The organism is Bradyrhizobium sp. HKCCYLRH2047, assembly GCF_051168175.1.
Taxonomy (GTDB): domain Bacteria; phylum Pseudomonadota; class Alphaproteobacteria; order Rhizobiales; family Xanthobacteraceae; genus Bradyrhizobium.
This window is the reverse complement of the sequence record NZ_JBNPUM010000005.1, coordinates 105826-127469: the sequence shown is the minus strand read 5'-3', so window position 1 is coordinate 127469 and position 21644 is coordinate 105826. Positions and strand designations below refer to the sequence as shown.

Sequence of the window (21644 nt, the reverse complement as noted above, 5' to 3'; positions counted from 1 at the left end):
GCCTCGCAGGTGAGACCTGATAGCTGGCGCGAACTGCGCGACGAGGCCGATAAAAAATTCGGATGCTCCCGCAGCGGCAAAACCCGGGAGCATCCGAAGTGTGCGGGTGAATCCGGGGAAGGAACATCCGCTGGCGGTCAGCATCCTCTGAATCGGAATCTCGCGTCTTTGCGCTAGATCAAATCGGGCGTGGGAGGCGGTTCGCGCGTCGGCCGTGCCGAGGTCGCGGCCGGCGGCTCAGCGCGCCAGCTCGTCCTACGCCAGCCGGCCGTCGATGATGTGCACGCGCCGTTGCATCTGAGCGGCGAGGTTGAGGTCGTGCGTGACCGCGACCACGGTCTTGCCGCGCAGCGTGACGAGATCGCGCAGGATGCCGAACACCTGCGCGGTCGCGGCGGTGTCGAGGCTACCGGTCGGCTCGTCGGCGAGGATGACGGGAGGATCGTTGGCGAGCGCGCGCGCCACCGCCACGCGCTGGCGCTGGCCGCCCGACAGCTTGTCCGGCGTCTTGCGCAGATGCTCGGCGAGGCCGAGCGAGCTCAGCAGCTCCTCGGCGCGCGCGGTGATGGCGCGCGGCGACAGCCGTGCCAGCGCGCGCATCGGCAGCGCGACGTTCTCGGTGATCGAGAATTCCGGCAGCAGGAAATGAAACTGGAAGACGAAGCCGAGCCGTGACAGCCGCACCTCGGCGCGCTCGTCCTCGTTCATGCCCGTCGTCGAGCGGCCGTCGATCAGCACGTCGCCCTGGCTCGGCAGGTCGAGCAGGCCAAGCAGATAGAGCAGGGAGGATTTTCCCGAGCCCGACGGTCCGGTGATGGCGATGAGCTCGCGCGGATGGATCACGAGATCGATGTCGGCGACCAGCGTCACCGGCACCTCGCCGGGCAGCACCTTCGTCACTTGCCGCGCCTCGATCAGGGGCGGGCTCACGTCGCGCCCCGGATGATGTCGACCGGATGCAACCGCGCCGCGGCGCGGGCCGGAAAGTAGCCGGCGACGGCGCTGGAGATCAGCGCGACCGCGCCCGCCAGCAGATAGTGCTTCAGCGAATACAGCACGGGCAGATGATTGTAGTCGGAGAACGGCGTCTTGAACTCGAGCGAGGCGAGCCCGCGGGTGAGCAGGTAGCCGAGCGCCCAGCCGAGAGCGGCACCGGTCAAGCCGATGAACAGCGCCTCGACGATGAAGATGGTGCGGACCGTGCGGTCGCGGAAGCCGAGCGACTTGAGGATGGCGATGTCGCGGGTCTTCTCGTGGGTGATGGTCGAGATGATGTTGTAAGTGCCAAAGCTCGCGACCAGCAGGATGGCGCCGACGATAGTGTACATCAGCACGTTGCGCAGCGTGATCGCCGACAACAGGTCCTCCTGCGCCTCCTGCCAGGAGACCGCCTTATAGCCGGTCTGCTCGCCGATGCGCTCGCTGATCAGGCGCGCCTGCATCGGATCGTTGGTGCGGACGCGGATCTCGTTGATGATCCCAGTCTGGCGCTCCAGGATCTGCGCGGTGCGCAGCAGTACGTAGCCGGTGGTCTCGTCGGTGCCGCGGAAGCCGGAATGGAAAGTGCCGACGACGGTCGCATTCATGCTGACGCCCTGGGCCGAGGCGAGCGTGATGTTGGAGTTGACCCGCGCGCCGATCTTGGCCGCGAGCCGGTCGCCGAGCAGGATCGCGTGCGAGGACCGGTACAGCGAATTGAGATTGCCCTGCCGCATGTGGCTCGCCAGCGTCGAGACCTGGCCCTCCGTGCGCGGATCGATGCCGATGATCGCGACCGTGAGGTTGCGGCCGGCGAAGCGCAGCACGGCCTTGGACTGCACCGACGCCGTCAGCGCGCCCGGCACCCAGCCCTGCAGCGAGGCGATGGTGGCCATCGGGTTCTTGATGCCGGGACGGCGGACCTTCGGGGTCAATCGGCGGAATTCGGCTGCCGCATAGATCAGGTCGGCCGGCTGGCGGGTCGGCTGGCGCAGCTCGTCGGTGATCGAAATGTGCGGCAGCGCGTCGACGAGCGTACGGATGAAGTCGTCCTGGGAGCCCTCCATCATCGCCGCCATCATCACCGAAAACGCCACGCCGGTCATGACGCCCGCGATCGCGACCAGCGTCTGGCGGGCGCGATGGCGCACATGGGTCCAGGCGATGGTCAGGACGAGGCTCATGGCGCCGACGTCTCGGGCCCGATCACGCGGATCCGCTCGCCGTCCTTGATGTCGGCGGTCGCGGGCGCTGCGACCAGCTCGCCCTCGCTGGCGCCGTCGAGGATCTCGACCGCCGCGGAGCCGCGGATGCCGATCCGCACCGCACGCCGCTGCACACGGCCGCCTTCGATCACCATGAGGCTGCCGTTGACGACGGCATTGGCCGGCGCGAGCAGCGTGTCGGCCGTCTCCCGGCTGACGATGTTGGCCTCGACGCTCATGCCGACGCGCAGCGGCGTGTCGTCCGGCAAGCCGATCCGCACGCGGAACGTCTTGGCCACGGGATCGCCCGCCGGCGTGATCTGCTTCACCGTCCCGGGCAGGGCCTGGTTGCCGAACGCATCGGCGCGCAGCAGCGCCTTCTGCCCGATCTGGACACGGGGGATGTCCTCCTCGTTGACGTCGGCGACGACCCAGAGCGGCTTCTCCAGGCCGACGCGGTAGAGGATGGTGCCGGGATCGACCATGTCGCCGACCTCGCCGTCCTCCTTGAGGACGACGCCGTCCATCGGCGCCACCAGCTTGAAGTAGTCGAGGCGCTGGGTCTGGGCCGCGATCTGGGCACGGATGCGGGCGAGATCGCTTTCGGAGCGCTGGTAGGCTTGCGAGGTGGCCGCCCCGCGGGCCAGCAACTGCGACTGTCGCTCGAACTCGTGGCGCTGGAATTCCTCCTGTGCACGCAGATCGTTCAAGGTGGCCAGCGCCTCCTTGTCGTCGAGCCGCGCCAGCACGTCGCCGGCCTTGACCGACTTGCCCTCGCAGCGGCAGCGCTCGATGATGCGGCCGCGGACCAGCGGCGTGCTCCGCGACCACGTCTCCGGCTCCACGGCGCCGGTCGCATAGACGATCTCGGCCGCCGTGCCGCGGGTGATGCGGGCGGTCGCGATCAGCGGTCCACGCCCCCACCATGCGGCAAGCCCGGCCAGTGCGCCGAACAGCAGGATGATCGAGAGCAGGCCGCGCCACGGAAAACGACGCCGGCCGCGATCGACGGCCGGCGTAGCAGCAATGGCGTTGGATGGGTCCGGCGTCAGCATGTCCATGATCGAACGGACCCTGCGACGGGAGAAAGGCTATACTTAGCCCGCAGTGCCCGTCGCCACGCGGGGCGGAGCCATCTTGAAGTGCTGTTTGGCATAGGCGACGATCTGGCGATCGGTCGGGTGATCGGCGGCTTCGACGCCGACGATGCGCTTGCCGACCGCAGGATGCTTCTCGTGCAGGTACTTGGCAAGCTCGGTCTTGGCACCGGCCGGGCCGATGATCAGGATCTCGCCGGCGTCGTCGAGCGCGCGCGCGACCTCTTCGAGGAAATTCTTGTCAGGCGCCGCGTGGCCGCTGCCGATCTCGTTGGCCTTGTGATGCAGATGCTTGGTCTGCAGGTGCGGATGCAGCGTCAGCTCGTCGGCACCGGTCAGTCCGATGTGGAACACCTTGGCCTCGCTGTGATCGAGCCACACGACGGCATGGAAATGGGTCGGCATGATCTGGTCCTTGTCAGCAAATCACCGCATGCGCAGCGGCGCGCGTTCGCAAGGAAACGCGCGCCGCGGGAAGCGGCTCCGTTGGTGATGCAAACCTTAGCGAGCCCGATCGTGCCCGGCTTGATGCAGGTCAACGGAGGCGGGGACCGCCCCCGCGCCGCTGTGCCGCGGAGCTCACTTCGGCGCGGGCGGCTTCGGCAGCGGCTTGTCCTGCCGCTTCGACCAGGAGATGTAGTAGGCGACGGTGGTCATGATCGCGATGCCCGCGGCGCTGACCAGGATCTGCGCCAGCAGCGAGCCCGAGCTCAGCATCAGGGTGAAGTGGCCGATGAAGGACAGGAACACGCCGACGCAGAACACCGCCAGCGACTGCTGGCCGCAGACGATCAGGGGATCGAACGCCTTCCACTCCAGGCCCGGCCATTCCTTCGGCACGAACCGGATGACCAAAATGACGATCACCACGAAATGCAGGAAGCGGTACGGCGCGAGGTTGGTCTTGTCGTTGGGATTGAAGGCCGCATAGAGCCAGTTCGGAAACATCGATCCGAGCTCAGGGAAGCGGCCGGCCATCGTCATGACCAGTGCGAGCACCATGTAGGCGATGCAGAAATAGAGCGTGGCCGGCGCCATGATGATGCCCATCGATCGGCGGGCGCCGCCGAGCGCGCACCATGAGCCGAACACGAACAGCACCTGCCAGCAGTAGGGATTGAAGTACCAGGTGCCCGCCGGATAGGCCGCGAAATTCCAGCCCATCTGTCGCGCCACGAGCCACAGCACGATCGAGGCGATCATGGTCAGGTCGGGCTGGCGCAGCATCATCCACAGCACCGGCGGGAAGAAGCCCATCAGCACGATGTAGAGCGGCAGCACGTCGAGATTGACCGGCTTGAACTTCAGGATCAGTCCCTGGGCCAGCGTATCGCTGGCGTGGTCGACGAGGCCCGCGACGTTGAACTCGTCGATGATCTCGGAGACGCCGAACCGCGTCGCCAGATAGCTGATGGCCACGATATAGATCACGAACAGCACGATGTGGGCGACGTAGAGCTGCCACACCCGCTTGAACAGCCGGGTGGCGCCGACGATGAAGCCGCGGTCGATCATCATGCGCGCATAGACGAACGAGGCAGTATAGCCGGAGATGAAGACGAACAGGTCGGCGGCGTCGCTGAAGCCGTAATTCCGCGTGGTGATCCAGTTCACCACATTGTCCGGGATGTGATCGAGAAAGATCGCCCAGTTGGCGATTCCGCGAAACAGGTCGAGCCGCAGGTCGCGCCCGCGCTCGGGCAGCGTGGCATTGATTTTCATGGCCGCTTCAACGCACTGTTTTGAATGGAAAACGTTCGGGGAGCAGAGGCGCCGTGGCAGTCGACCGAGATTGTCACGGGACGGCAGAATGACTATACGGGGCACGATAGACGGTCACGTCCTGGATGGGAATCACCGTTCCGTGCTGGATCTTGCCTGTACCCCATCCCGGCCGTTTCCGCCAAACGCATGACGACCTCAGCTTCCAGGGGCTCTTCCAGCCATGACCGCACGCATTTTCAAGCCCGCCAAGAACGCGATGCAATCGGGCAAGGCCAAGACCAGGGACTGGCAGTTGGATTATGAGCCGGAGCAGCCGCGTTCGGTCGAGCCGCTGATGGGCTGGACATCCTCCTCGGACATGAAGCAGCAGGTCACCTTGCGCTTCGATACCAGGGACGAGGCGATCGCCTATTGCGAGCGCAAGGGCATTCCCTACCAGGTGATCGAGCCGAAGGAGCCGGTGAAGCGGCAGATCGCCTATGCCGACAATTTCTCGTTCCGCCGCGGTGAGCCTTGGACGCACTGATTTGGACGCATTGAGGGGCCGGCCCGGCCGTCATCCGTTCAACCTGTTTGAGGCGGCCCGCCGGGGATGGGCAGCGGCGCGTCCTTGGACAGGCCGAGCACCGGGAAGCTCCTGATGGCCCGGACGCCGGGCAGGGCGGCGAACTGGCGGAGCTGGCGGCTCATGCCTTCGACGCCGGTCGACACGCATTTCAGCAGGAAATCCGCATCTCCCGACAGCCGCCAGCATTGCTGGACCCAGGGCAACGTCACGATCGCGGCCTCGAACGACTCCAGTGCCGTCTGGTGCTGGCTGTCGAGCTGAATCGACACGAACGCGACCACCTCATAGCCCAGCGACCGTTCATCGATGCTGGCGCGGATGGATTTGATCACGCCGCTGCTGCGCAGCGTCCGCACCCGGCGCAGGCAGTTCGGATGCGAGATCCCGACCCGGTCGGCGAGCTCGTTGATGCGGATGCGGCCATCGGCCTGGAGCTCCGCCAGGATCCTGCGATCGATCGCGTCGAGCTCCGGGCTGCCAGCCATCGGCGCGGCCCGTTCAGCCGGTCGGGCGATCAGGCCGGCCACCGCCGGCCGGATCAGGCCCGGCGGTGCGCGGCATGACGCCCGAGAGCACGAGCTTCTCGTGGGCCGCGATGATCGCCTCCCTGGTGAGCCGGCCGCCAGGGCGGTACCAGCTGCACAGCCCGGTCAGGAGCGCGATGATGGCAAAGGTCGCGACCTGGATGTCGTCGACGTCGAACACGCCTTGCGCCACACCGTCGCTGAGGATGTCGGCCAGCCGGCGCTCATAGGCGCCGCGCAGCGCCACCACCGCCTCGTAGTTGCGCGGATCGAGGCTGCGCAGCTCCGAATTGGCGATGAAGACCTCGCGCTTCCGGGTCATGTGATAGCTGACGTGGAAGGCGACGAATGCCCGGAGGCGTTCGACCGGACCATGGGTGTCGCGGAGCGCCTGCTCGAGCTCGTGCAGCAGGTCGTTGATGTGGTCCTGGATCAGCTCTGCCAGCAGCTCCTGCTTGGTGCTGATGTGATTGTAGAGCGAGCCTGGCTGGATGCCGACCTCGGCGGCGAGCTGGCGCAGGCTCATGGCCTCATAGCCGTGCTGGAAGATCAGCCGCAGGCCGGCCCTGCGGATCGCCTCCATCGTCGTCGGACCATGTGACCCGATCGTGCGCGCCATCTCGTCCTCGCTGGACCGTCCCGATGCCGATCGCGGCTGACCCGCCACGGCAGGGGGTCCCGTAGTGAAGTCTGAAAATTCCGTGGTCTCAAGCAAATGCTGCTCGCCCCGGACGCTACAACAATCCGCTTGAGAATAGAATTTAAAAACGTATGATCGTTTAATTCGAGAAGGTCGGACGGCCGCAAACCGGGCCGCCGGCGGGCAGGGAGGACAGCATGCGGGCAAAGATGGTACACCCGGGCTCGCAGCGGCCTGAACGGCCGCGACCGCTCTGACGCGTGCTCCCACGGCTTCCCCCTCCAGCCCCGCAACGAAGACGCCGGTCATGACGCTTCACTCCACGATCGATCCATCGTCCTCAGATTTCGCCCGCAATGCCGACGCCATGCGCGCGCTGGTCGCCGACCTCAGGACGAAGCTGGGGCAGGTCGCCGAGGGCGGCGGCGAGGCCTCGCGCAAGCGGCATTTGTCGCGCGGCAAGATGCTGGCGCGCCAGCGCGTCGACCTGCTGCTCGACCCCGGAACGGCGTTCCTTGAGCTGTCGCCATTGGCCGCGCACGGGCTCTATGGCGGCGACGTCCATTCGGCGAGCATCGTGACCGGCATCGGCCGCATCGCGGGGCGCGAATGCGTCGTCGTCGCCAACGACGCCACCATCAAGGGCGGCACCTACTACCCGATGACGGTGAAGAAACATCTGCGCGCCCAGGACATCGCGCGGCAGAACAATCTGCCCTGCGTCTACATGGTCGACTCCGGCGGCGCGTTCCTGCCGCTGCAGGACGAGATCTTCCCGGACGAGCGGCATTTCGGCCGGATCTTCTACAACCAGGCGCAGATGTCGGCGCAGGGCATTCCGCAGATCGCGATCGTGATGGGCTCGTGCACCGCCGGCGGCGCCTATGTGCCGGCGATGTCGGACGAGAGCATCATCGTGCGCAACCAGGGCACGATCTTTCTCGGCGGTCCGCCGCTGGTGAAGGCGGCGACCGGCGAGGTCGTCAGCGCCGAGGAGCTCGGCGGCGCCGACGTGCATTCGCGACAGTCGGGCGTGACCGATCACTACGCGCAGAACGACGCCCATGCGATCGGCATCGCGCGCCGCATCGTCGGCACCCTGAACCCGCCGGGCGCGCGCACCGTGCTCAACATGCGCGAGGTGCGCGAGCCGCGCTATGCGGCGGAAGAGATCTACGGCGTCGTGCCCGCCGACGGCCGCAAGCCGTTCGACGTGCGCGACATCATCGCCCGCGTTGCCGACGGCTCGGAGTTCGACGAGTTCAAGAAGCTCTACGGCCAGACGCTGGTGTGCGGCTTCGCCCACATCTGGGGCCATCCGGTCGGCATCATCGCCAACAACGGCATCCTGTTCAGCGAGAGCTCGCTGAAGGGCGCGCACTTCATCGAGCTGTGCTGCCAGCGCAACATTCCGCTGGTGTTCCTGCAGAACGTCACCGGCTTCATGGTCGGCAAGAAATACGAGGCCGGCGGCATTGCCCGTGACGGCGCCAAGCTGGTGACGGCGGTCGCGACCGCCTCGGTGCCGAAGTTCACGGTCGTGATCGGCGGCTCCTACGGCGCCGGCAATTACGGCATGTGCGGCCGCGCCTATGCGCCGCGTTTCCTCTGGATGTGGCCGAACGCGCGCATCTCGGTGATGGGCGGCGAGCAGGCCGCGATGGTGCTGAGCCAGGTCCGCCGCGACGGCATCGAGGCCAAGGGTGAGAGCTGGCCGGCGGACGAGGAAGAGAAATTCCGCAGCCCCATCCGCGCGCAATACGAGGCGCAGGGCAATCCGTACTACGCGACCGCGCGGCTGTGGGACGACGGCGTGATCGATCCCGCCGATACCCGCCTCGTGCTCGGACTTGGATTGTCTGCCGCCGCCAATGCCCCGGTCGAGCCGACCAAGTTCGGCCTGTTCAGGATGTGATCATGGCTCGTCCCGGATTGTATCGTCGTTTTCGCAAGCTCCTGATCGCCAACCGCGGCGAGATCGCCGTGCGCGTCATCCGCACGGCGCGCGCCATGGGATTGAAGACCGTCGCGGTCTATTCGGAGGCCGACCGCAACGCGCTGCACGTCGCGCTGGCCGACGAAGCGGTGCTGCTCGGCCCTGCGCGCGCCCGCGACTCCTATCTCAACATCGAGCGGCTGATCGAGGCCGCCAAGCAGACCGGTGCCGAGGCCGTTCATCCCGGCTATGGCTTCCTGTCCGAGAGTGCCGAGTTCGCACAGGCCTGTCTCGATGCGGGGCTGGTGTTCGTCGGGCCGACCGCGGCGATGATCACGGCGATGGGGTCGAAGTCCGGCTCGAAGTTTCTGATGGAGCAGGCGGGCGTGCCGCTGGTGCCCGGCTATCACGGCGAGGCGCAGGATGACGCCACGCTCGCCAATGAAGCCGCGCGGATCGGCTTTCCCGTGCTGATCAAGGCGTCCGCCGGCGGCGGCGGCCGCGGCATGCGCGTGGTTCACGCGGCCGGCGACCTCACTGATGCCGTCACCAGCGCCAAGCGCGAGGCCAAGGCGGCGTTCGGCGACGACCGCGTGCTGATCGAGAAGTTCGTCGAGAGCCCACGTCACATCGAGGTGCAGATCGTCGGCGACAGCCACGGCAATCTGGTCTCGCTGTTCGAGCGCGAATGCACCCTGCAGCGCCGGCACCAGAAGGTGGTCGAGGAGGCGCCGTCGCCGACGTTGACGCCGGCGCAACGGGACACGGTGTGCGCTGCGGCGCGTCGCGCGGCGGGCGCGGTGAACTATGTCGGCGCCGGCACCATCGAGTTCGTCTCCGACGGCCGCGACGTGTTCTTCATCGAGATGAACACGCGTCTGCAGGTCGAGCATCCCGTCACCGAGTTGATCACCGGGGTCGATCTCGTCGAATGGCAGTTGCGCGTCGCCTTCGGCGAAGAGCTGCCGCTGACGCAGGACCAGATCCGGTTGCATGGCCATGCCATCGAGGCGCGCGTCTACGCGGAGAATCCCGCCAAGAACTTCATGCCCTCAGTCGGCACGATCAAGACCTGGCGGCTTCCCGCTGAAACCGGCGGCCTGCGCATCGATGCCGGCTATCGCGAGGGCGATGCGGTCTCGCCCTATTACGACGCGATGCTCGCCAAGATGATCGCCTGGGCGCCGACCCGCGAGGTCGCGATCGAGCGGCTCAACCGCGGCCTTGACGACACCGACGTCCGAGGCATCGTCAGCAACATCCCGTTCCTGTCGTCGCTGCTGACGCATCCCGACGTCGTGGCGAACGCGATCGACACCGGTTTCATCGAGCGCCATCTGACGCATCTGACCCAGTCAGGAGCGGTGGCCGGCGACCTCGAGCTCTGTGCCGCGGTTGGGGCCATTCTCATCGGCGAGCAGATCGCGGCCGCGAAGGAGCAAGGCTCGCCGTGGCGCGCATCCGGCTGGATGCCGGTGGGACTGCGACAGCGCGTGTTCTCGTTCCGCCAAGGCGCGGGTAATGAACCGCGGACCGCCACGCTGGCCTATGGTTCCGGCGTACAGCGCCTGTCGATCGAGGGCCGTGAGACCTCGTTCTCGGCTATTCCGACTGATGACGGCGGCTTCGACCTTGTGTGCGACGGCGTCAAATCCCATGTGGTGGCCGTCATCGAGGGCCATGAGCTGTACCTGCGGACCCGCAACGGTCGTTTCGATCTGCATTGGATCGATCCGTTCGGCGGAGACGACGAGGAGCAGGCCGGCGAGGACAAGATCGTGGCGCCGTTGCCGGGGACCGTCGTGGCGCTGCTTGCGCAGGAAGGCGCCGTCCTGGAGAAGGGTGCGGCGATCCTGACGCTCGAAGTCATGAAGATGGAGCAGACCCTGCGGGCGCCGTTCGCAGGCCGGCTCACGGCGATCAAGTGCAAGGTCGGCGACATCGTGCAGGAAGGCGTCGAACTGGCGGACCTCGAACCGTCCGCCTGATCCTCGAACCGGAGAGGTCGGCATGAGCGAGAGCGTGCGCATCATCGAAATGGGCCCGCGCGACGGCCTGCAGAACGAGAAGACGTTGGTCGGCGTGGCCGATCGCATCGCCTTTGTCCGCGCGCTGGTGAACGCCGGCCTGGCGACCGTCGAGGTCGGCGCCTTCGTCTCGCCCAAGGCGATCCCGCAGATGGTGGGATCGGATGAGGTGATGCGCAGCGTGTCTGCGCTGCCCGGCGAATTCCATGTGCTGGTGCCCAATGTGAAGGGCTATGAGGCCGCGCGCGCTGCGGGCGCCAGGGTGATTTCCGTGTTCACGGCGGCCTCTGAGAGCTTCTCCCGCGCCAACATCAACTGTTCGATCGCGGAGTCGCTGGAGCGCTTCAAGCCGGTGATCGCCCACGCCAGGACCGACGGCGTCAAGGTGCGCGGCTACGTCTCCTGCGCGCTCGGCTGTCCCTATGAAGGCGAGATCAAGCCGCAGGCGGTAGCCGGCGTGGCGAAGGCGCTGTGGGACCTGGGCTGCTACGAGGTCTCGCTGGGCGACACGATCGGCGTCGGCACGCCGCTCAAGGCCAAGCAGATGCTGCGCGCCGTCTGCGACGATGTGCCGGTGATGCATCTTGCGATGCATTTCCACGACACCTACGGCCAGGCGCTGGCCAATCTCTATGCGGGCATGGAGGAGGGCGTCCGCGTCATCGATGCCGCCGCCGGCGGCCTCGGCGGCTGCCCGTTCGCTCCGGGCGCGACGGGAAATGTCGCGACCGAGGACGTCGTCTACATGCTCGAAGGCATGGGCATCCGCACCGGCGTCGACATGACGAAACTGCTGGCCGCCACCAACGAAATCAGCCGGCTGCTCGGCCGGCCCCCGGTCAGCCGCGTTGCCGGCGCGCTGAATGCGAAGAACAGGCGAGCAGCGAATGGCGAATAGCGAACGGGGGCTGAACCTATCGCCAATCCCTATTCGCTACGTCCTAGTCGCCATTCGTCGCTGCGTCAGCGGCTGAGATCCGGCCCCATCACGAGATCCGGCAGCGCCGTCGAGATCTGCGGCACGAAGCAGAGCAGCAGCACGGCGGCCATCATCAGCAGGACGAACGGCAGCGTGCCCCAGATCACCTCGCGCAGCGGGATGTCCGGCGCGACGTTCCTGATGACGAAGATGTTGAGACCCACCGGCGGGTGAATCAGGCCCATCTCCATCACGATCGTCATCACCACGCCGAACCAGATGATGTCGAAGTTCGCTGCCCGCAACGGCGGCAGGATGATCGGCGCCGTCATCAGGATGATCGATACCGGCGGCAGGAAGAAGCCGAGCACGACCACCATCAGCAGGATCGCGAACAACAGTTCCCAGCGCGGCAGGTGCATCGCCACGATGGACTCCGCCACCGACTGCGAGATGTGCAGGTAGCTCATCACGTAGGAGTACAGCAGCGACATGCCGATGATCAGCATCAGCATGGTCGATTCGCGCAGCGTCGCCTTCATGATGGGCGCGAGATCGGCCGGGCTCCAGACGCGGTAGATGATCGCGATCAGCACGAGCGCGAGGATGCCGCCGAGACCGGCTGTTTCTGATGGCGTGGCGAGGCCGCCATAGAGCGCGACCATGACGCCGGTCAGGAGCAGCACGAACGGAATCACGCGTGGCAGCACGGAGAAGCGCTGCGCCATCGTAAAATCGTCCTTGGTCAGGATGTCCGACCACGCGCCCGACTTCTCATAGACGGCTTTCGCGCGCGCATATTCCTGCCGGAAGCGCACCACCGAATAGACGCCGAACAGGGTCACCAGCAGCAGCCCGGGGCCGATACCGGCCAGGAACAGCCGTCCCAGCGATTTCTCCGCCGCGATCGCGAATAGGATCATCGTAATCGAGGGCGGAAGCAGAATGCCGAGCGTGCCGCCGGCGGCGATGATGCCTGCGGCGAAGCCGCCGGAATAGCCGCGCTTGCGCATCTCGGGAATTCCGGCCGAGCCGATCGCCGAGCAGGTCGCGGGGGACGATCCCGCCATCGCCGCGAACAGCGCGCAGGCGAACACGTTGGCGACGCCCAATCCGCCGGGCACGCGATGCAGCCACGCATGCAGCGCCGAGTAGAGGTCCTGGCCTGCGCGGGAGCGGCCGATCGCCGCGCCCTTGAGGATGAACAGCGGGATCGACAGCAGCGTGATCGACGCCATTTCCTCGTAGACGTTCTGCGTCACCGTATCGAGCGACGCGGTCGGCATGTAGATGGCCATGAACACGACGGCGACGGCGCCGAGCGCGAACGCGATCGGCATGCCCGCGAACATCGCAAACAGGGTCGAGAGTCCGTAGGCAACCCCAATTCCGAACACGCTCATCGACGCGCTCCGGTCAGCGGAGCCACGATCTGCAGCAGCATCTGCAGGCACAGCAGGGTCATTCCCGCGGCCATCAGGCCGTAGGGAATCGCCAGCGGCGGCGACCACATCGAATTCGAGACCTGACCATCGACCCAGGCCTCATGTGTCAGGGTCCAGGATTTCCAGGTGAAGAAGGCACAAAACAAAAAGCTCGCGACGTCGACCAGCCAGAGCCTGATCTTGTTGGCGAGCGGCGACATCAGCCCAACGAAGGCTTCGATGCTGACGTGGCCGCGATGCTCCTGCACATAGGCTGCAGTCATGAAGGTTGCGCCGACGAGCAAGAACACGGCGGCTTCGTCCTGCCAGTAGTTGGCGGCCTTGAACAGTGCACGGCCCGCCACGCTGTAGCTCAGGATGAGGCAGGCCGCGACCAGTGCGAACGCGGCCAGAACGACGATGATGCGATTGAGCAGCGAGACAACACGCTGGAGCGGCGCCAGCGGACCGCTGGCGCCGATGGCTGTCGTGGCCTCGGTATCGAGAACGGGCGCGTGCATCAATCAGGCCGCGACGTCGGAGGCGAGTTTGAGGAGCTTGGCGCAGTTCGCGGACCTGCCGCCATAGTCCTTCCAGGCCGTATCACGGGCAATGTCGCGCCATTTGTTGACGGTCTCGACATCGAGCTCCGTAACCTTGGCGCCGGCCTTTTCGTAGACCTTGGCAACTTCGATGTCGTCGTCCTGCGCGCCCTTGCGCCCGAACGCCTCCATCTCCGCGCCGACCGCGAGGATGATGTCCTGTTGGTTCTTCGGCAGCTTGTCGAACGAGGCCTTGGACATCATCAGCGGCTCGAGCATGAACCAGTACGACGCCTTGGCTCCGGAGGTGAGGGCCTTCGACACCTCTTCCAGCCGGAACGAGATCAGGCTGGTCGACGAGGTAATGCCGGCATCGCAGGCACCGGTCTGCATCGCGGTGTAGATTTCATTCGACGGAACCGACAGCACCGAGGCGCCGGCGGTCTGCAGCACCATGTCCATCTCGCGCGAGCCGCCGCGCACCTTCATGCCCTTGGCATCCTCGGGCGCCACCAGCGGCCGTGATCGGCTGGCGACCCCGCCCGCCTGCCAGACCCAGGTGAGCAGGATGATGCCCTTGTCGGCCAGAAAATCGCTCAGCGTCTTGCCGACCGGCTCGTTCTTCCAGCGCATCCCCTGGTCGTAGGTCGTGACCAGACCCGGCATCAGCCCGATGTTGGTCTCGGGCACCTCGCCGCCGGCGTAAGGCATCGGATAAAGGCTGATGTCGAGCGCGCCCTTCCGCATGGCCGAGAATTGCGCGACGGTCTTGATGAGCGAGGAGTTCGGATAGATCTCGGTCGCGATCTCGCCGCCGGAGCGCTTCGCGACCTCCTCGGAGAACACCCGGCAGAGCCGGTCGCGGAAATCGCCCTTGTCGATGGTGCCGCCGGGAAACTGGTGAGAGATCTTCAGCGTCGTTGCTGCATGGGCCGTGCCGGTTCCAAAACGCAGAATGGCCGGCGCAGCGAGCGCGGATGCGATGACATGACGGCGTGTGAGCATGAGATTTCCCCTGGACAACTTCTGGTTGGGTTCCCGACCCGGGTTCGTTGGCGTGAGTTATACCAACCAATCTACCGGACTTACCTCTAGCCGAACTAGGCAGTTCGTTCGAGGCCAAATGCATGGGAAGCGACATATTGCTGCGGCGCACGTACCGGCCTGTGAATCCCTTGCCCGGGTTGTACTAACATGATCTTGCCGGGCAAAATTGTGTCCTCGATTCCGGAACGGGACGCATTCGAGTCAAATTTGATCGAACAAAAATTCTCGCCCGCGCTCGTAACAATCGCCTTCATCGGAACGTCGATATCCAGGAACGGCGCGTCCGTCGCCGTCGAACCCCGTCATACGAAGGAGCGATCATCATGACCAATCGTAGCCGCCTCATCCTCGGAATCTCCGCCGCCGCCCTCGCGTTCAACGTGGCCGTCGCGCCGGTGGCCTTCGCGGAGGACAAGATGAGCAAGGACGATGGGATGAAAAAGGGCGCGATGTCCCACGACGGCATGAAGAAGGATTCGATGGCCAAGGACGGCATGAAGAAGGACGATGCCATGTCCAAGGACGGGATGAAAAAGGACGACGGCATGATGAAGAAGAACTAAGTCGTCTCGCCCGGCATCGTGCGATGGGACGACAGTATCAGTCCCATCGCCGATGAAGTGAGGAGCCGCGCGATGCCGGACGCGACGGCACGCAGGTCTCGTGGCGGCGGCGTTGCTGCTTACTTCTTCTTTCCGCGGGCCTTGCGCGCGGCGTAGCGCGCGTCGCGCTTCGCCTTCTGCTCGGCTTCCATCTCGGCCAGGCGAGCGGCTTCGTCTTCCGCCTCGCGCGCGAGCCGGGCAATCTCGGCAGCTTTGGCCTCTTCCTCGAGGCGCTTCTGCTCCGCCTTGGCGGCCTCGCGCTCCAATCGCTGCTGCTCGCGGCGGGCGGCGGCAGCTTCGCGCTCCTGCCGTCGCTTCACGACTTCGGGATCGTCCGGTCCCGGCTGCGATTTGAACTTCTGCACGATGCTCTGGCGGGCCTGCTGCGCGGCCTTCTGCCGATCGGCAAATCCAGGTTCCTTGAATCCTCTCATGGAGACGTCGTCACTTCGCTATTTGGGTGTTCGATCAGGGTGTGGTCGGTCAGGGGCTGCACGCGCCGCCAGGCAGTTCTTCCACGAGATCGTGAACACGAGCGGAGGCCGACGCGAGCCCGTGTGTATAGGATCGCATGCGTCGATGACAAATGCTTTATCGCCGCTCCTCCACATCCGACCTGCCTAGCGCTTGCATGGCGCTCGCCGGAGGCTATGTAAGCACCCCCGTCGCTGACGCAGGTCGGCCGGCTGTGAGTCGCTTCACGCCTCGCGGGCACCAGCGCACCGCCCGGGTGCGACGTCCAACGGAGTTGACCGGCATGATCTGTGTTCGCCGCGGGCGCATGGCGCTCGGCCTCGCGCTCGTCGCTCTCGTGGTCAGCGCATGCGTGATGACCGCGGTCCTCGCCCGCCCGCGGCCCGTTTCGGCCGGTGTGCTGGGTTCCGAATGGGAATGCGGGCAGCTGTTCTGGGTGACGAGCTGCACCCGTATCGAATCGATCTCGCCGGCATCTCGCCAGCAGCAGCAACCGCACGGTGAGGCCGCTGGCCTGCGTGCCGCCTAGGCGCACCGGCGATGAGTACGCAGGGGCCGGATAGACGCGGTGCCATGGCGGCACTGGTGTTCGCGGCGCTCGTCGTGGCCTTCGGCGTGTGGCTGGCTCGCAGCCTGACCTCGGCAAGCCGGATGCAGGATTGCCTGATGTCGGGACGAACCAACTGCAATGTGATCGTGCCCGACCGGTGACCGCCGACCAGCTCGTACCGGATCGGCAGGGCCGCGCCAGTAAGGTCGCATGATCGAAGCGGCGAATCAGCCGGCATCTCGGTTAACCTGACGGCAGCAGGTTGACCTAGCCGCAAAATAGTCCGGATTTTACCCGTTTGTCGCGGAAACTATGATGTGTCCGGATCATGCGCGCCGAAGCCGGCGATCCGGGATGATCAATCCGCATTACACTTGGCGTCCGTGGCAATCAGCGCGGACGGCGGGTGATCAAGGGTAGGGGAGAATGATGTTGTCCAACCAGAGCACACGGTGGCTGCCTGCGATCGCAATCCTGACCGCCATCGGGATCCCCGCGCAAGCCTGGGCGCAAACCCAGGACCAGGCTGGTCCTGGTGCCGGGCATTCGCCCCAGGCCCGCCCGCCGGGTGTCATTCGCCAAGCGCCGGCCCAGGGTGGGCAACCGGGCGGCCAACCCCATGTTCAGATTCCGCGGCAAGCCGGTCCCATGGCCGGCCAGCCGCAGGGACCGCAGCCGGGCGCACCGCCGCGGGCTGCCGTTGCCCCTCAGGGACGTCAGCCTGCGCCGGTGGCGCAGCAGGGACGTCCGCCGGGAGCCGGTCAGGGCTACGCAGCGGGCCACGGGCCGGGCCCTGGTCCAGCGATGGTCGGGCGGGGACCGGATGCGCGTTATGCGCACGGCCGGGTCGCGGTGCGCGACTATGGTGGGCAGTCTTATCGCGGCCGGGTCGGCTGGGAGGGTGGCCGATGGCGGCACGAGGTTCACAATGGCCGTCCGGGCTGGTGGTGGGACGTCGGTGGCGTCTGGTACTATTATCCCGAGCCCATGGAAGGACCGCCGACCTACGTGTCGGAGGACTATGCTGACGATGTGGTCTATGCGCCGTCGGCGGCCTACGAGGCGCCCCCGCCGGTCGCCTACGAGCCGGCGCCGCCTCCGGCCGAAGTCGATCCGGGCGCCAGCGCGCTCGGGGGCGCGATCATCGGCGGGGTGCTCGGCGGTATCCTCACCGGCAAGGCGGGCGGTGCCGCGGCGGGCGCCGTGCTTGGTGGTGCCACCGGGGCGATCGCCGGCGCTACGGCTGCGGCGCGACCGGGCTATTATCTGTCGCAGGGCAATTGCTACTATCGATATCCGTCGGGAGAGTATGTCGCGGTCGATCCGCGCTCCTGCTACTGAGCCGCCGCCGGCGGTCGGAGCGCTGCGCTGAGCTTGGTTGGCCGCTGCGGAGTTGTGGCCGAATCTCCGCAAAGCTCCGGAGCAGGAGTGGGAGCGAATCTTGATAGACTCCGCTTCATCGTTCGAGAGGTGAGAGCTCCTGGGCCATGACCAAGGCGTCCAAGCTGGTTGCCGCCAAGGGCGGAAGGGTTCTCCTGGTCCGGCGCCGGGCCGACGGGCGCTGGATGTTTCCGGGTGGCCGCAAACGCGCGCAGGAGACGGCGAAGGACTGCCTGAAGCGCGAGATCAAGGAGGAGCTTCCCAAGCTCAAGCTCGGCCGGCTGCGGCTATGGAAGGAAGTCACCGCCAAGAACAAGCGCTCGGGTCGCAAGATGAGCGATGCCATCTTCATCGCCAAGCATGCCAAAGGGCGCCTGGAGATCGGAGACAAGAAGGAGATCGACCGCGCGGTGTGGCAAAAGCCCTACGGACTCAGCCTGACGCCGACGTCGCGCTACATCCGCGACCAGCTGTTTCCACGAAAGCCGGACTGAACCGTCGCGGGCTGGGAACATCCCGGCCGCCTGGGCGTTATGTGCCCATGCCTTACGATAACACAGACAGACAGCCTCGCGTCCTCACGCCGGAAGAGCGTCGAGCGCGCGACGCCAGCCGCAGGGCTGATGCCGAACAAGCCATGCGCGAGCATGAGGCGGCCCAGCGCGCCTTTTACGCCAACCGCGAGCGGCTCCGGGCCGAGCGTCTGGCCCGGGAGGCTGCCGCCAAGTCGGGCTGACGGGAGTTTCTGTCAGCTCGCCTTGCGGCTCCGGAATGCGTTCGCCATCCGCAGAAACGCTTGATCCAGCAACGCATACATGTCGCCCGTGATGTCGCAATCGAACATCGCGCGGCGCATGCACGTCATCCATTCGTCGCGCTCGGCGTCGCCGATCGGATACGGACGGTGCGCGGACATGATGCAGCGATGTTCGGCCCGCTCGAAATAAAGCGCCGGCCCGCCCAACCAGCCACTGAGAAATTCGAACAGCAACTGCTTGATCGGACCAAGATCGGCGTCGTGCATCGCGCGGATGCGGCTGGCGCCGGGCTCCTGGTCCATGATGGTGTAAAAGCGCTCCGCCAGACGGCGCACGCCGGCCTCGCCGCCTACGAGCTCATAGGGCGTCGCCTCGTTCACAACTGCTTCTGCTTCGTTAGCCGAATTCGCTGCCGTCATCGCATCTCGTTTCTGCTCGCCCCTCTGCAGCCAACAAGCGGCAGAGGTATGGCGCCTTGATCTGGATCAAGCGGGAAAACGCGCGTGCGTTCGGGCTAGCGGATGCTGGCTTTGACGAGGCGCTGCCGGTCGGTGTCGGCGGCGATCTGGCGCAGCGTTTGTCGGAGCAGAGCGAGGTCGACCGGCTTGGAGAACGGCGGATAGACGTTCAGGCCGAGGATCTTGCCGGCGCGGACCGTGACGTCGCGGGTCTGATCGTCTGAGCCGCTGATGATCAGCACCGGGGTGCGGGATTTGATGTCCGCCAACAGCTGCAACACCTCGGTGCCGGAGCGCTCACCGAGATTGAGGTCGAGCGTGATGCATTCGAAGTTGCGCCGGCGCAGCACGTTCATCGCGCCGTCGACCGAGTTCACGCCGGTCGTCGCAAAGCCCGCCTGCACGGCGATCTTGCGCAGGATCGACAGATGAACGTCGGCATCTTCGATCACGAGAAGTTCGTTCAGCATGGTCCCCGCGCGGCTGGTGTGTCGGCTACAGATGGACCTGCGGAACTTAAGAGGGGGTTTCTGATTTCCTCGTAAACATCGGGTCCCGTAGAACAACGGAAAATCTGCACGCTATCCGCCATTGCCGGCGCCCGCGCGGAACAGCTCAGAACGGCCGACGGCTCGGCATGGCTTTGGAGGAGCCCCGCAGATCGGTCATCTCTGCCGAATCGGCCGGAGGCAGGCGCCCGCCCGGCCGGCGCCAGTGCTCGACGTGCAGAAGGATGCCGGCCACCAGCAGCGGCGCGACGGCGGCCACCGCCAGCAGCGGCGACAGCGGCTTGGGCGTGATCATCTCCATCGTCATCTCGCAGACCATCCAGATGGCTGCGGACGCCAGCACAAAGTCGCGGGAGGGGATGCGGAGCCAGTACAGGAAGCCGGCGATGATCGCGGCCGGCGCAATGATCGGGCCGATCATGTAGAAGTTCAGCTCGGGCGGCGTCACGGCGTCGAGCACCATCGATGCCAGCAGCCACAGGCTGAGGAACATCACCACGCCGTCGACGTATCTCATGGCCAACCTCCGCCGCGACATTTTGGCGCAATCTTTGTCCGGTTTATGGCTGTTCCGTCAAGGGCCATGGCGTCCAGGGCCGATTTGCAGCCCGATCCGGCGGATTTTCGCCTGCGGCCCGGGTTCCGGCGAGTTCCTGGTTCCACGGCCATCCCCCGCTCAATCCGCCGAAAACCCGAACGGAACCGACGACGTCCTGAAATCGTCCGGCAGGATCTCGCGCCCGATCGGCGGCGCCGAGCGTGCGGCGCATTTCGGCCGGTGGCAGACCCGGCAGGCGACCCCGATCGGGGTCGGATCGTTGGCATCGGGCCCGTGGCCGTCGCGGGTGTAGATCAACTGTCCCGCATGCTCGGCAGCGCAGCCGACCGCAATCGCCCGCTCGACGCGCACCGCGCCATAGGAGCCGCCGCCGGCGGTCACCGTGCGGGCGATCGAGAAGAACCGGCGGCCGTCGGGCAGCTCCAGCCATTGCGTCACGATCTGGCGCGGCGTCTTGAAGATGCCGTGCACCGACCACAGCGGGCAGGCGCCGCCATGGCGCGCGAACGGGAAGCCGGCGCCGTCGAGCAGCTTCGAGACGTTGCCGGCGGGATCGACCCGGATCAGGAAGAACGGGATCCGCTCCGCGCCCGGCTTCTGCAGGGTGGTGACGCGATGCGCGGTCTGTTCGAAGCTGGTGCCGAACTGGCGCGCCAGCGCCTCCAGATCATACGCCCGCGCATCGACGGCTTTGGCAAAGATCGAATAGGGCATGATGATCGCTGCCGCCGCGTAGGCCGCGAGCGCGCGGCGCGCCAAGAGCTCGGCGGTCTTGCTGGCGAACTTGCCGTCCTCCAGCGCCGAGCCGATCTCGGTGTCGAGCTCGAGATAAGCGAGCTGCCGCGCGAGCTCGAATTTCAGGCTCGCGCTGTCCAGCGAATCCTCGATCAGCAATTGCCGGCGGTGCAGATCGAGCCGCCGGAGCGAGCCGAGCATCACGTTCGGCGGCATGTAGCGGACCTGGAGATTGTGCCGCGCGCGAAAGCGCTCGATGAAGCCGGCCGGTCCGGCGGAGACCTGCGGAGCTCCCGTCGACGTCCCCTGGAAGATCGCCTGCGCCAGCCGCTCGGCGGCATCGTCGAGCTGGGCAAAGTTGTTGCGGCGCGCGGCGAGGAAGCGGCGGACGTCGGCGACGGGATCGTTGGCGTCGAAGCTGTCATTGCCAATGCGCGGCGCGGTGCCGGCCGGCACTGGGGCGCGCTGCTCGGCCAGCGCGAGCTGCTCCTCGCGATAGGCCGTGTAGAGCCGCAGGAAGGCTTCGGTCATGCCGGGATAGCTCACGGCGAGATCGGAGATCTCCAGCGCGGGGATGTCGATGTCGGAGAACATCGGGTCCTTCAGCACCGACTGCATCCGCGCGGTGTGGTCGGCGCCGCCGTCGCCGGCGAGGTCGGCGAGGTCGATCTTGTAGGTCCGCGCCAGCCGCAGCAGCATGTCGGCCGTGACCGGCCTCTGGTTCCGCTCCAGGAGCGCCACGTAAGGCGCTGAGATTTCGAGGTCCGCGGCCATGTCGGCCTGGGTCAGGCCGAGCTCGCGCCGCAGGCGGCGCAGGCGCGGGCCCATGAAGATCGATCGTGCCGTGGCGGTGGTCATGGCCAAATCCCGGTCTTGTAATCTCCTTACAGCTATACACGAGAGGTTTGTAAAGTGTGACAAGTTTTCCGCGCAATGTCTGGTCCGCTGGCCGCGCGTGCTTACAACAGGTCCCAGGTTGTCCTTAAC

The 21644-nt window shown here is 66.1% G+C and carries 25 protein-coding genes; 10 read left to right on the top strand and 15 right to left on the bottom strand.

The window, feature by feature from the left end; translation table 11 throughout:
• Nucleotides 1-255 precede the first annotated feature (255 nt).
• From ACQR1D_RS13785 to ACQR1D_RS13765, 5 genes are all read right to left on the bottom strand, one after another.
• Nucleotides 256-930 carry an ABC transporter ATP-binding protein gene (locus ACQR1D_RS13785; protein WP_434889302.1) on the bottom strand — a complete coding sequence of 225 codons (675 nt, stop codon included), beginning with the start codon at nucleotides 928-930 and terminating at the stop codon, nucleotides 256-258.
• A complete protein-coding gene (locus tag ACQR1D_RS13780) occupies nucleotides 927-2162 on the bottom strand; it encodes an ABC transporter permease (RefSeq protein ID WP_434889303.1) in 1236 nt (411 codons plus the stop codon). The genes ACQR1D_RS13785 and ACQR1D_RS13780 overlap by 4 nt, the downstream gene beginning before the upstream one ends.
• Nucleotides 2159-3238, bottom strand: a complete 1080-nt coding sequence (locus tag ACQR1D_RS13775) for an efflux RND transporter periplasmic adaptor subunit (RefSeq protein WP_434889304.1) — start codon at nucleotides 3236-3238, stop codon at nucleotides 2159-2161. The genes ACQR1D_RS13780 and ACQR1D_RS13775 overlap by 4 nt, the downstream gene beginning before the upstream one ends.
• A 42-nt stretch (nucleotides 3239-3280) precedes the next feature.
• Complete coding sequence (locus ACQR1D_RS13770; RefSeq protein WP_434889305.1) at nucleotides 3281-3685, bottom strand: translational machinery protein; 405 nt, start codon at nucleotides 3683-3685, stop codon at nucleotides 3281-3283.
• 174 nt (nucleotides 3686-3859) lie between these two features.
• Complete coding sequence (locus tag ACQR1D_RS13765) at nucleotides 3860-5002, bottom strand: OpgC domain-containing protein (protein ID WP_316178857.1); 1143 nt, start codon at nucleotides 5000-5002, stop codon at nucleotides 3860-3862.
• Nucleotides 5003-5225: 223 nt separating this feature from the next.
• Here ACQR1D_RS13765 and ACQR1D_RS13760 point away from each other — a divergent pair, with 223 nt between their 5' ends.
• A complete protein-coding gene (locus ACQR1D_RS13760) occupies nucleotides 5226-5531 on the top strand; it encodes an ETC complex I subunit (protein WP_315800066.1) in 306 nt (101 codons plus the stop codon).
• A 38-nt stretch (nucleotides 5532-5569) separates the two neighbouring features.
• Here the strand turns inward: ACQR1D_RS13760 and ACQR1D_RS13755 are convergent, their stop codons facing one another.
• Both ACQR1D_RS13755 and ACQR1D_RS13750 read right to left on the bottom strand, forming a co-directional pair.
• The gene (locus ACQR1D_RS13755) at nucleotides 5570-6058 is read right to left on the bottom strand and encodes an Lrp/AsnC family transcriptional regulator (RefSeq protein ID WP_315712629.1); all 489 of its coding nucleotides are present in this window, start codon (nucleotides 6056-6058) and stop codon (nucleotides 5570-5572) included.
• A gap of 13 nt (nucleotides 6059-6071) precedes the next feature.
• Nucleotides 6072-6716: a TetR/AcrR family transcriptional regulator gene (locus ACQR1D_RS13750; protein WP_434889306.1), complete on the bottom strand. Its 645-nt coding sequence runs from the start codon at nucleotides 6714-6716 to the stop codon at nucleotides 6072-6074.
• A 328-nt stretch (nucleotides 6717-7044) separates the two neighbouring features.
• Between ACQR1D_RS13750 and ACQR1D_RS13745 the strand changes: the two genes are divergently transcribed.
• From ACQR1D_RS13745 to ACQR1D_RS13735, 3 genes are read left to right on the top strand one after another with little or no spacing between them, the layout of a single operon-like run.
• Nucleotides 7045-8652 carry a carboxyl transferase domain-containing protein gene (locus ACQR1D_RS13745; RefSeq protein WP_434893882.1) on the top strand — a complete coding sequence of 536 codons (1608 nt, stop codon included), beginning with the start codon at nucleotides 7045-7047 and terminating at the stop codon, nucleotides 8650-8652.
• Nucleotides 8653-8654: 2 nt separating this feature from the next.
• Nucleotides 8655-10661: an acetyl/propionyl/methylcrotonyl-CoA carboxylase subunit alpha gene (locus tag ACQR1D_RS13740; protein ID WP_434893883.1), complete on the top strand. Its 2007-nt coding sequence runs from the start codon at nucleotides 8655-8657 to the stop codon at nucleotides 10659-10661.
• Nucleotides 10662-10683: 22 nt separating this feature from the next.
• Complete coding sequence (locus ACQR1D_RS13735; RefSeq protein WP_315800062.1) at nucleotides 10684-11598, top strand: hydroxymethylglutaryl-CoA lyase; 915 nt, start codon at nucleotides 10684-10686, stop codon at nucleotides 11596-11598.
• A 65-nt stretch (nucleotides 11599-11663) separates the two neighbouring features.
• On the opposite strand, the gene ACQR1D_RS13730 is transcribed toward ACQR1D_RS13735, so the two are convergent.
• From ACQR1D_RS13730 to ACQR1D_RS13720, 3 genes are read right to left on the bottom strand one after another with little or no spacing between them, the layout of a single operon-like run.
• Nucleotides 11664-13022: a TRAP transporter large permease gene (locus ACQR1D_RS13730; protein WP_315800061.1), complete on the bottom strand. Its 1359-nt coding sequence runs from the start codon at nucleotides 13020-13022 to the stop codon at nucleotides 11664-11666.
• Nucleotides 13019-13564 carry a TRAP transporter small permease gene (locus ACQR1D_RS13725; RefSeq protein ID WP_315800060.1) on the bottom strand — a complete coding sequence of 182 codons (546 nt, stop codon included), beginning with the start codon at nucleotides 13562-13564 and terminating at the stop codon, nucleotides 13019-13021. The genes ACQR1D_RS13730 and ACQR1D_RS13725 overlap by 4 nt, the downstream gene beginning before the upstream one ends.
• 3 nt (nucleotides 13565-13567) lie before the next feature.
• On the bottom strand, nucleotides 13568-14590 hold the full coding sequence (locus ACQR1D_RS13720) for a TRAP transporter substrate-binding protein (RefSeq protein WP_316178848.1): 1023 nt from the start codon (nucleotides 14588-14590) through the stop codon (nucleotides 13568-13570).
• Nucleotides 14591-14955: 365 nt separating this feature from the next.
• Between ACQR1D_RS13720 and ACQR1D_RS13715 the strand changes: the two genes are divergently transcribed.
• Nucleotides 14956-15195 (top strand): pentapeptide MXKDX repeat protein, encoded by a 240-nt coding sequence (locus ACQR1D_RS13715; protein WP_316178846.1) that lies wholly within the window; start codon nucleotides 14956-14958, stop codon nucleotides 15193-15195.
• Between the two features lie 119 nt (nucleotides 15196-15314).
• Here the strand turns inward: ACQR1D_RS13715 and ACQR1D_RS13710 are convergent, their stop codons facing one another.
• Nucleotides 15315-15668: a DUF6481 family protein gene (locus ACQR1D_RS13710; protein ID WP_315800057.1), complete on the bottom strand. Its 354-nt coding sequence runs from the start codon at nucleotides 15666-15668 to the stop codon at nucleotides 15315-15317.
• Nucleotides 15669-15991: 323 nt separating this feature from the next.
• On the opposite strand from ACQR1D_RS13710, the gene ACQR1D_RS13705 reads away from it, so the two are divergent.
• The 5 genes from ACQR1D_RS13705 to ACQR1D_RS13685 all read left to right on the top strand — a co-directional run bounded on the left by ACQR1D_RS13705 (nucleotide 15992) and on the right by ACQR1D_RS13685 (nucleotide 18374).
• A complete protein-coding gene (locus ACQR1D_RS13705; protein ID WP_316215766.1) occupies nucleotides 15992-16237 on the top strand; it encodes a hypothetical protein in 246 nt (81 codons plus the stop codon).
• Between the two features lie 44 nt (nucleotides 16238-16281).
• Nucleotides 16282-16419 (top strand): hypothetical protein, encoded by a 138-nt coding sequence (locus tag ACQR1D_RS13700; protein WP_316236534.1) that lies wholly within the window; start codon nucleotides 16282-16284, stop codon nucleotides 16417-16419.
• Nucleotides 16420-16906: 487 nt separating this feature from the next.
• Nucleotides 16907-17599: a hypothetical protein gene (locus ACQR1D_RS13695; protein WP_434839520.1), complete on the top strand. Its 693-nt coding sequence runs from the start codon at nucleotides 16907-16909 to the stop codon at nucleotides 17597-17599.
• A gap of 146 nt (nucleotides 17600-17745) precedes the next feature.
• On the top strand, nucleotides 17746-18132 hold the full coding sequence (locus tag ACQR1D_RS13690) for an NUDIX hydrolase (protein WP_315800053.1): 387 nt from the start codon (nucleotides 17746-17748) through the stop codon (nucleotides 18130-18132).
• Between the two features lie 47 nt (nucleotides 18133-18179).
• The gene (locus ACQR1D_RS13685) at nucleotides 18180-18374 is read left to right on the top strand and encodes a hypothetical protein (protein ID WP_315800052.1); all 195 of its coding nucleotides are present in this window, start codon (nucleotides 18180-18182) and stop codon (nucleotides 18372-18374) included.
• 12 nt (nucleotides 18375-18386) lie between these two features.
• Here ACQR1D_RS13685 and ACQR1D_RS13680 read toward each other — a convergent pair whose 3' ends face one another.
• The 4 genes from ACQR1D_RS13680 to ACQR1D_RS13665 form a co-directional block, all read right to left on the bottom strand.
• On the bottom strand, nucleotides 18387-18815 hold the full coding sequence (locus ACQR1D_RS13680; protein WP_316164804.1) for a group II truncated hemoglobin: 429 nt from the start codon (nucleotides 18813-18815) through the stop codon (nucleotides 18387-18389).
• A gap of 95 nt (nucleotides 18816-18910) precedes the next feature.
• Complete coding sequence (locus tag ACQR1D_RS13675; protein WP_315800050.1) at nucleotides 18911-19324, bottom strand: response regulator; 414 nt, start codon at nucleotides 19322-19324, stop codon at nucleotides 18911-18913.
• Nucleotides 19325-19469: 145 nt separating this feature from the next.
• Nucleotides 19470-19880, bottom strand: a complete 411-nt coding sequence (locus ACQR1D_RS13670) for a hypothetical protein (protein ID WP_316236532.1) — start codon at nucleotides 19878-19880, stop codon at nucleotides 19470-19472.
• A gap of 159 nt (nucleotides 19881-20039) precedes the next feature.
• On the bottom strand, nucleotides 20040-21515 hold the full coding sequence (locus ACQR1D_RS13665) for a helix-turn-helix domain-containing protein (protein WP_434893884.1): 1476 nt from the start codon (nucleotides 21513-21515) through the stop codon (nucleotides 20040-20042).
• Between the last annotated feature and the right edge of the window lie 129 nt (nucleotides 21516-21644).

Bases quoted from the DNA above. Each gene is read 5' to 3' on its own strand.
- ACQR1D_RS13780 (WP_434889303.1), bottom strand. From the start codon at position 2,162: ATGAGCCTCGTCCTGACCATCGCCTGGACCCATGTGCGCCATCGCGCC.
- ACQR1D_RS13775 (WP_434889304.1), bottom strand. From the start codon at position 3,238: ATGCTGACGCCGGACCCATCCAACGCCATTGCTGCTACGCCGGCCGTC.
- ACQR1D_RS13770 (WP_434889305.1), bottom strand. From the start codon at position 3,685: ATGCCGACCCATTTCCATGCCGTCGTGTGGCTCGATCACAGCGAGGCC.
- ACQR1D_RS13765 (WP_316178857.1), bottom strand. From the start codon at position 5,002: ATGAAAATCAATGCCACGCTGCCCGAGCGCGGGCGCGACCTGCGGCTC.
- ACQR1D_RS13760 (WP_315800066.1), top strand. From the start codon at position 5,226: ATGACCGCACGCATTTTCAAGCCCGCCAAGAACGCGATGCAATCGGGC.
- ACQR1D_RS13755 (WP_315712629.1), bottom strand. From the start codon at position 6,058: ATGGCTGGCAGCCCGGAGCTCGACGCGATCGATCGCAGGATCCTGGCG.
- ACQR1D_RS13750 (WP_434889306.1), bottom strand. From the start codon at position 6,716: ATGGCGCGCACGATCGGGTCACATGGTCCGACGACGATGGAGGCGATC.
- ACQR1D_RS13745 (WP_434893882.1), top strand. From the start codon at position 7,045: ATGACGCTTCACTCCACGATCGATCCATCGTCCTCAGATTTCGCCCGC.
- ACQR1D_RS13740 (WP_434893883.1), top strand. From the start codon at position 8,655: ATGGCTCGTCCCGGATTGTATCGTCGTTTTCGCAAGCTCCTGATCGCC.
- ACQR1D_RS13735 (WP_315800062.1), top strand. From the start codon at position 10,684: ATGAGCGAGAGCGTGCGCATCATCGAAATGGGCCCGCGCGACGGCCTG.
- ACQR1D_RS13730 (WP_315800061.1), bottom strand. From the start codon at position 13,022: ATGAGCGTGTTCGGAATTGGGGTTGCCTACGGACTCTCGACCCTGTTT.
- ACQR1D_RS13725 (WP_315800060.1), bottom strand. From the start codon at position 13,564: ATGCACGCGCCCGTTCTCGATACCGAGGCCACGACAGCCATCGGCGCC.
- ACQR1D_RS13720 (WP_316178848.1), bottom strand. From the start codon at position 14,590: ATGCTCACACGCCGTCATGTCATCGCATCCGCGCTCGCTGCGCCGGCC.
- ACQR1D_RS13715 (WP_316178846.1), top strand. From the start codon at position 14,956: ATGACCAATCGTAGCCGCCTCATCCTCGGAATCTCCGCCGCCGCCCTC.
- ACQR1D_RS13710 (WP_315800057.1), bottom strand. From the start codon at position 15,668: ATGAGAGGATTCAAGGAACCTGGATTTGCCGATCGGCAGAAGGCCGCG.
- ACQR1D_RS13705 (WP_316215766.1), top strand. From the start codon at position 15,992: ATGATCTGTGTTCGCCGCGGGCGCATGGCGCTCGGCCTCGCGCTCGTC.
- ACQR1D_RS13700 (WP_316236534.1), top strand. From the start codon at position 16,282: ATGGCGGCACTGGTGTTCGCGGCGCTCGTCGTGGCCTTCGGCGTGTGG.
- ACQR1D_RS13695 (WP_434839520.1), top strand. From the start codon at position 16,907: ATGGCCGGCCAGCCGCAGGGACCGCAGCCGGGCGCACCGCCGCGGGCT.
- ACQR1D_RS13690 (WP_315800053.1), top strand. From the start codon at position 17,746: ATGACCAAGGCGTCCAAGCTGGTTGCCGCCAAGGGCGGAAGGGTTCTC.
- ACQR1D_RS13685 (WP_315800052.1), top strand. From the start codon at position 18,180: ATGCCTTACGATAACACAGACAGACAGCCTCGCGTCCTCACGCCGGAA.
- ACQR1D_RS13680 (WP_316164804.1), bottom strand. From the start codon at position 18,815: ATGACGGCAGCGAATTCGGCTAACGAAGCAGAAGCAGTTGTGAACGAG.
- ACQR1D_RS13675 (WP_315800050.1), bottom strand. From the start codon at position 19,324: ATGCTGAACGAACTTCTCGTGATCGAAGATGCCGACGTTCATCTGTCG.
- ACQR1D_RS13670 (WP_316236532.1), bottom strand. From the start codon at position 19,880: ATGAGATACGTCGACGGCGTGGTGATGTTCCTCAGCCTGTGGCTGCTG.
- ACQR1D_RS13665 (WP_434893884.1), bottom strand. From the start codon at position 21,515: ATGACCACCGCCACGGCACGATCGATCTTCATGGGCCCGCGCCTGCGC.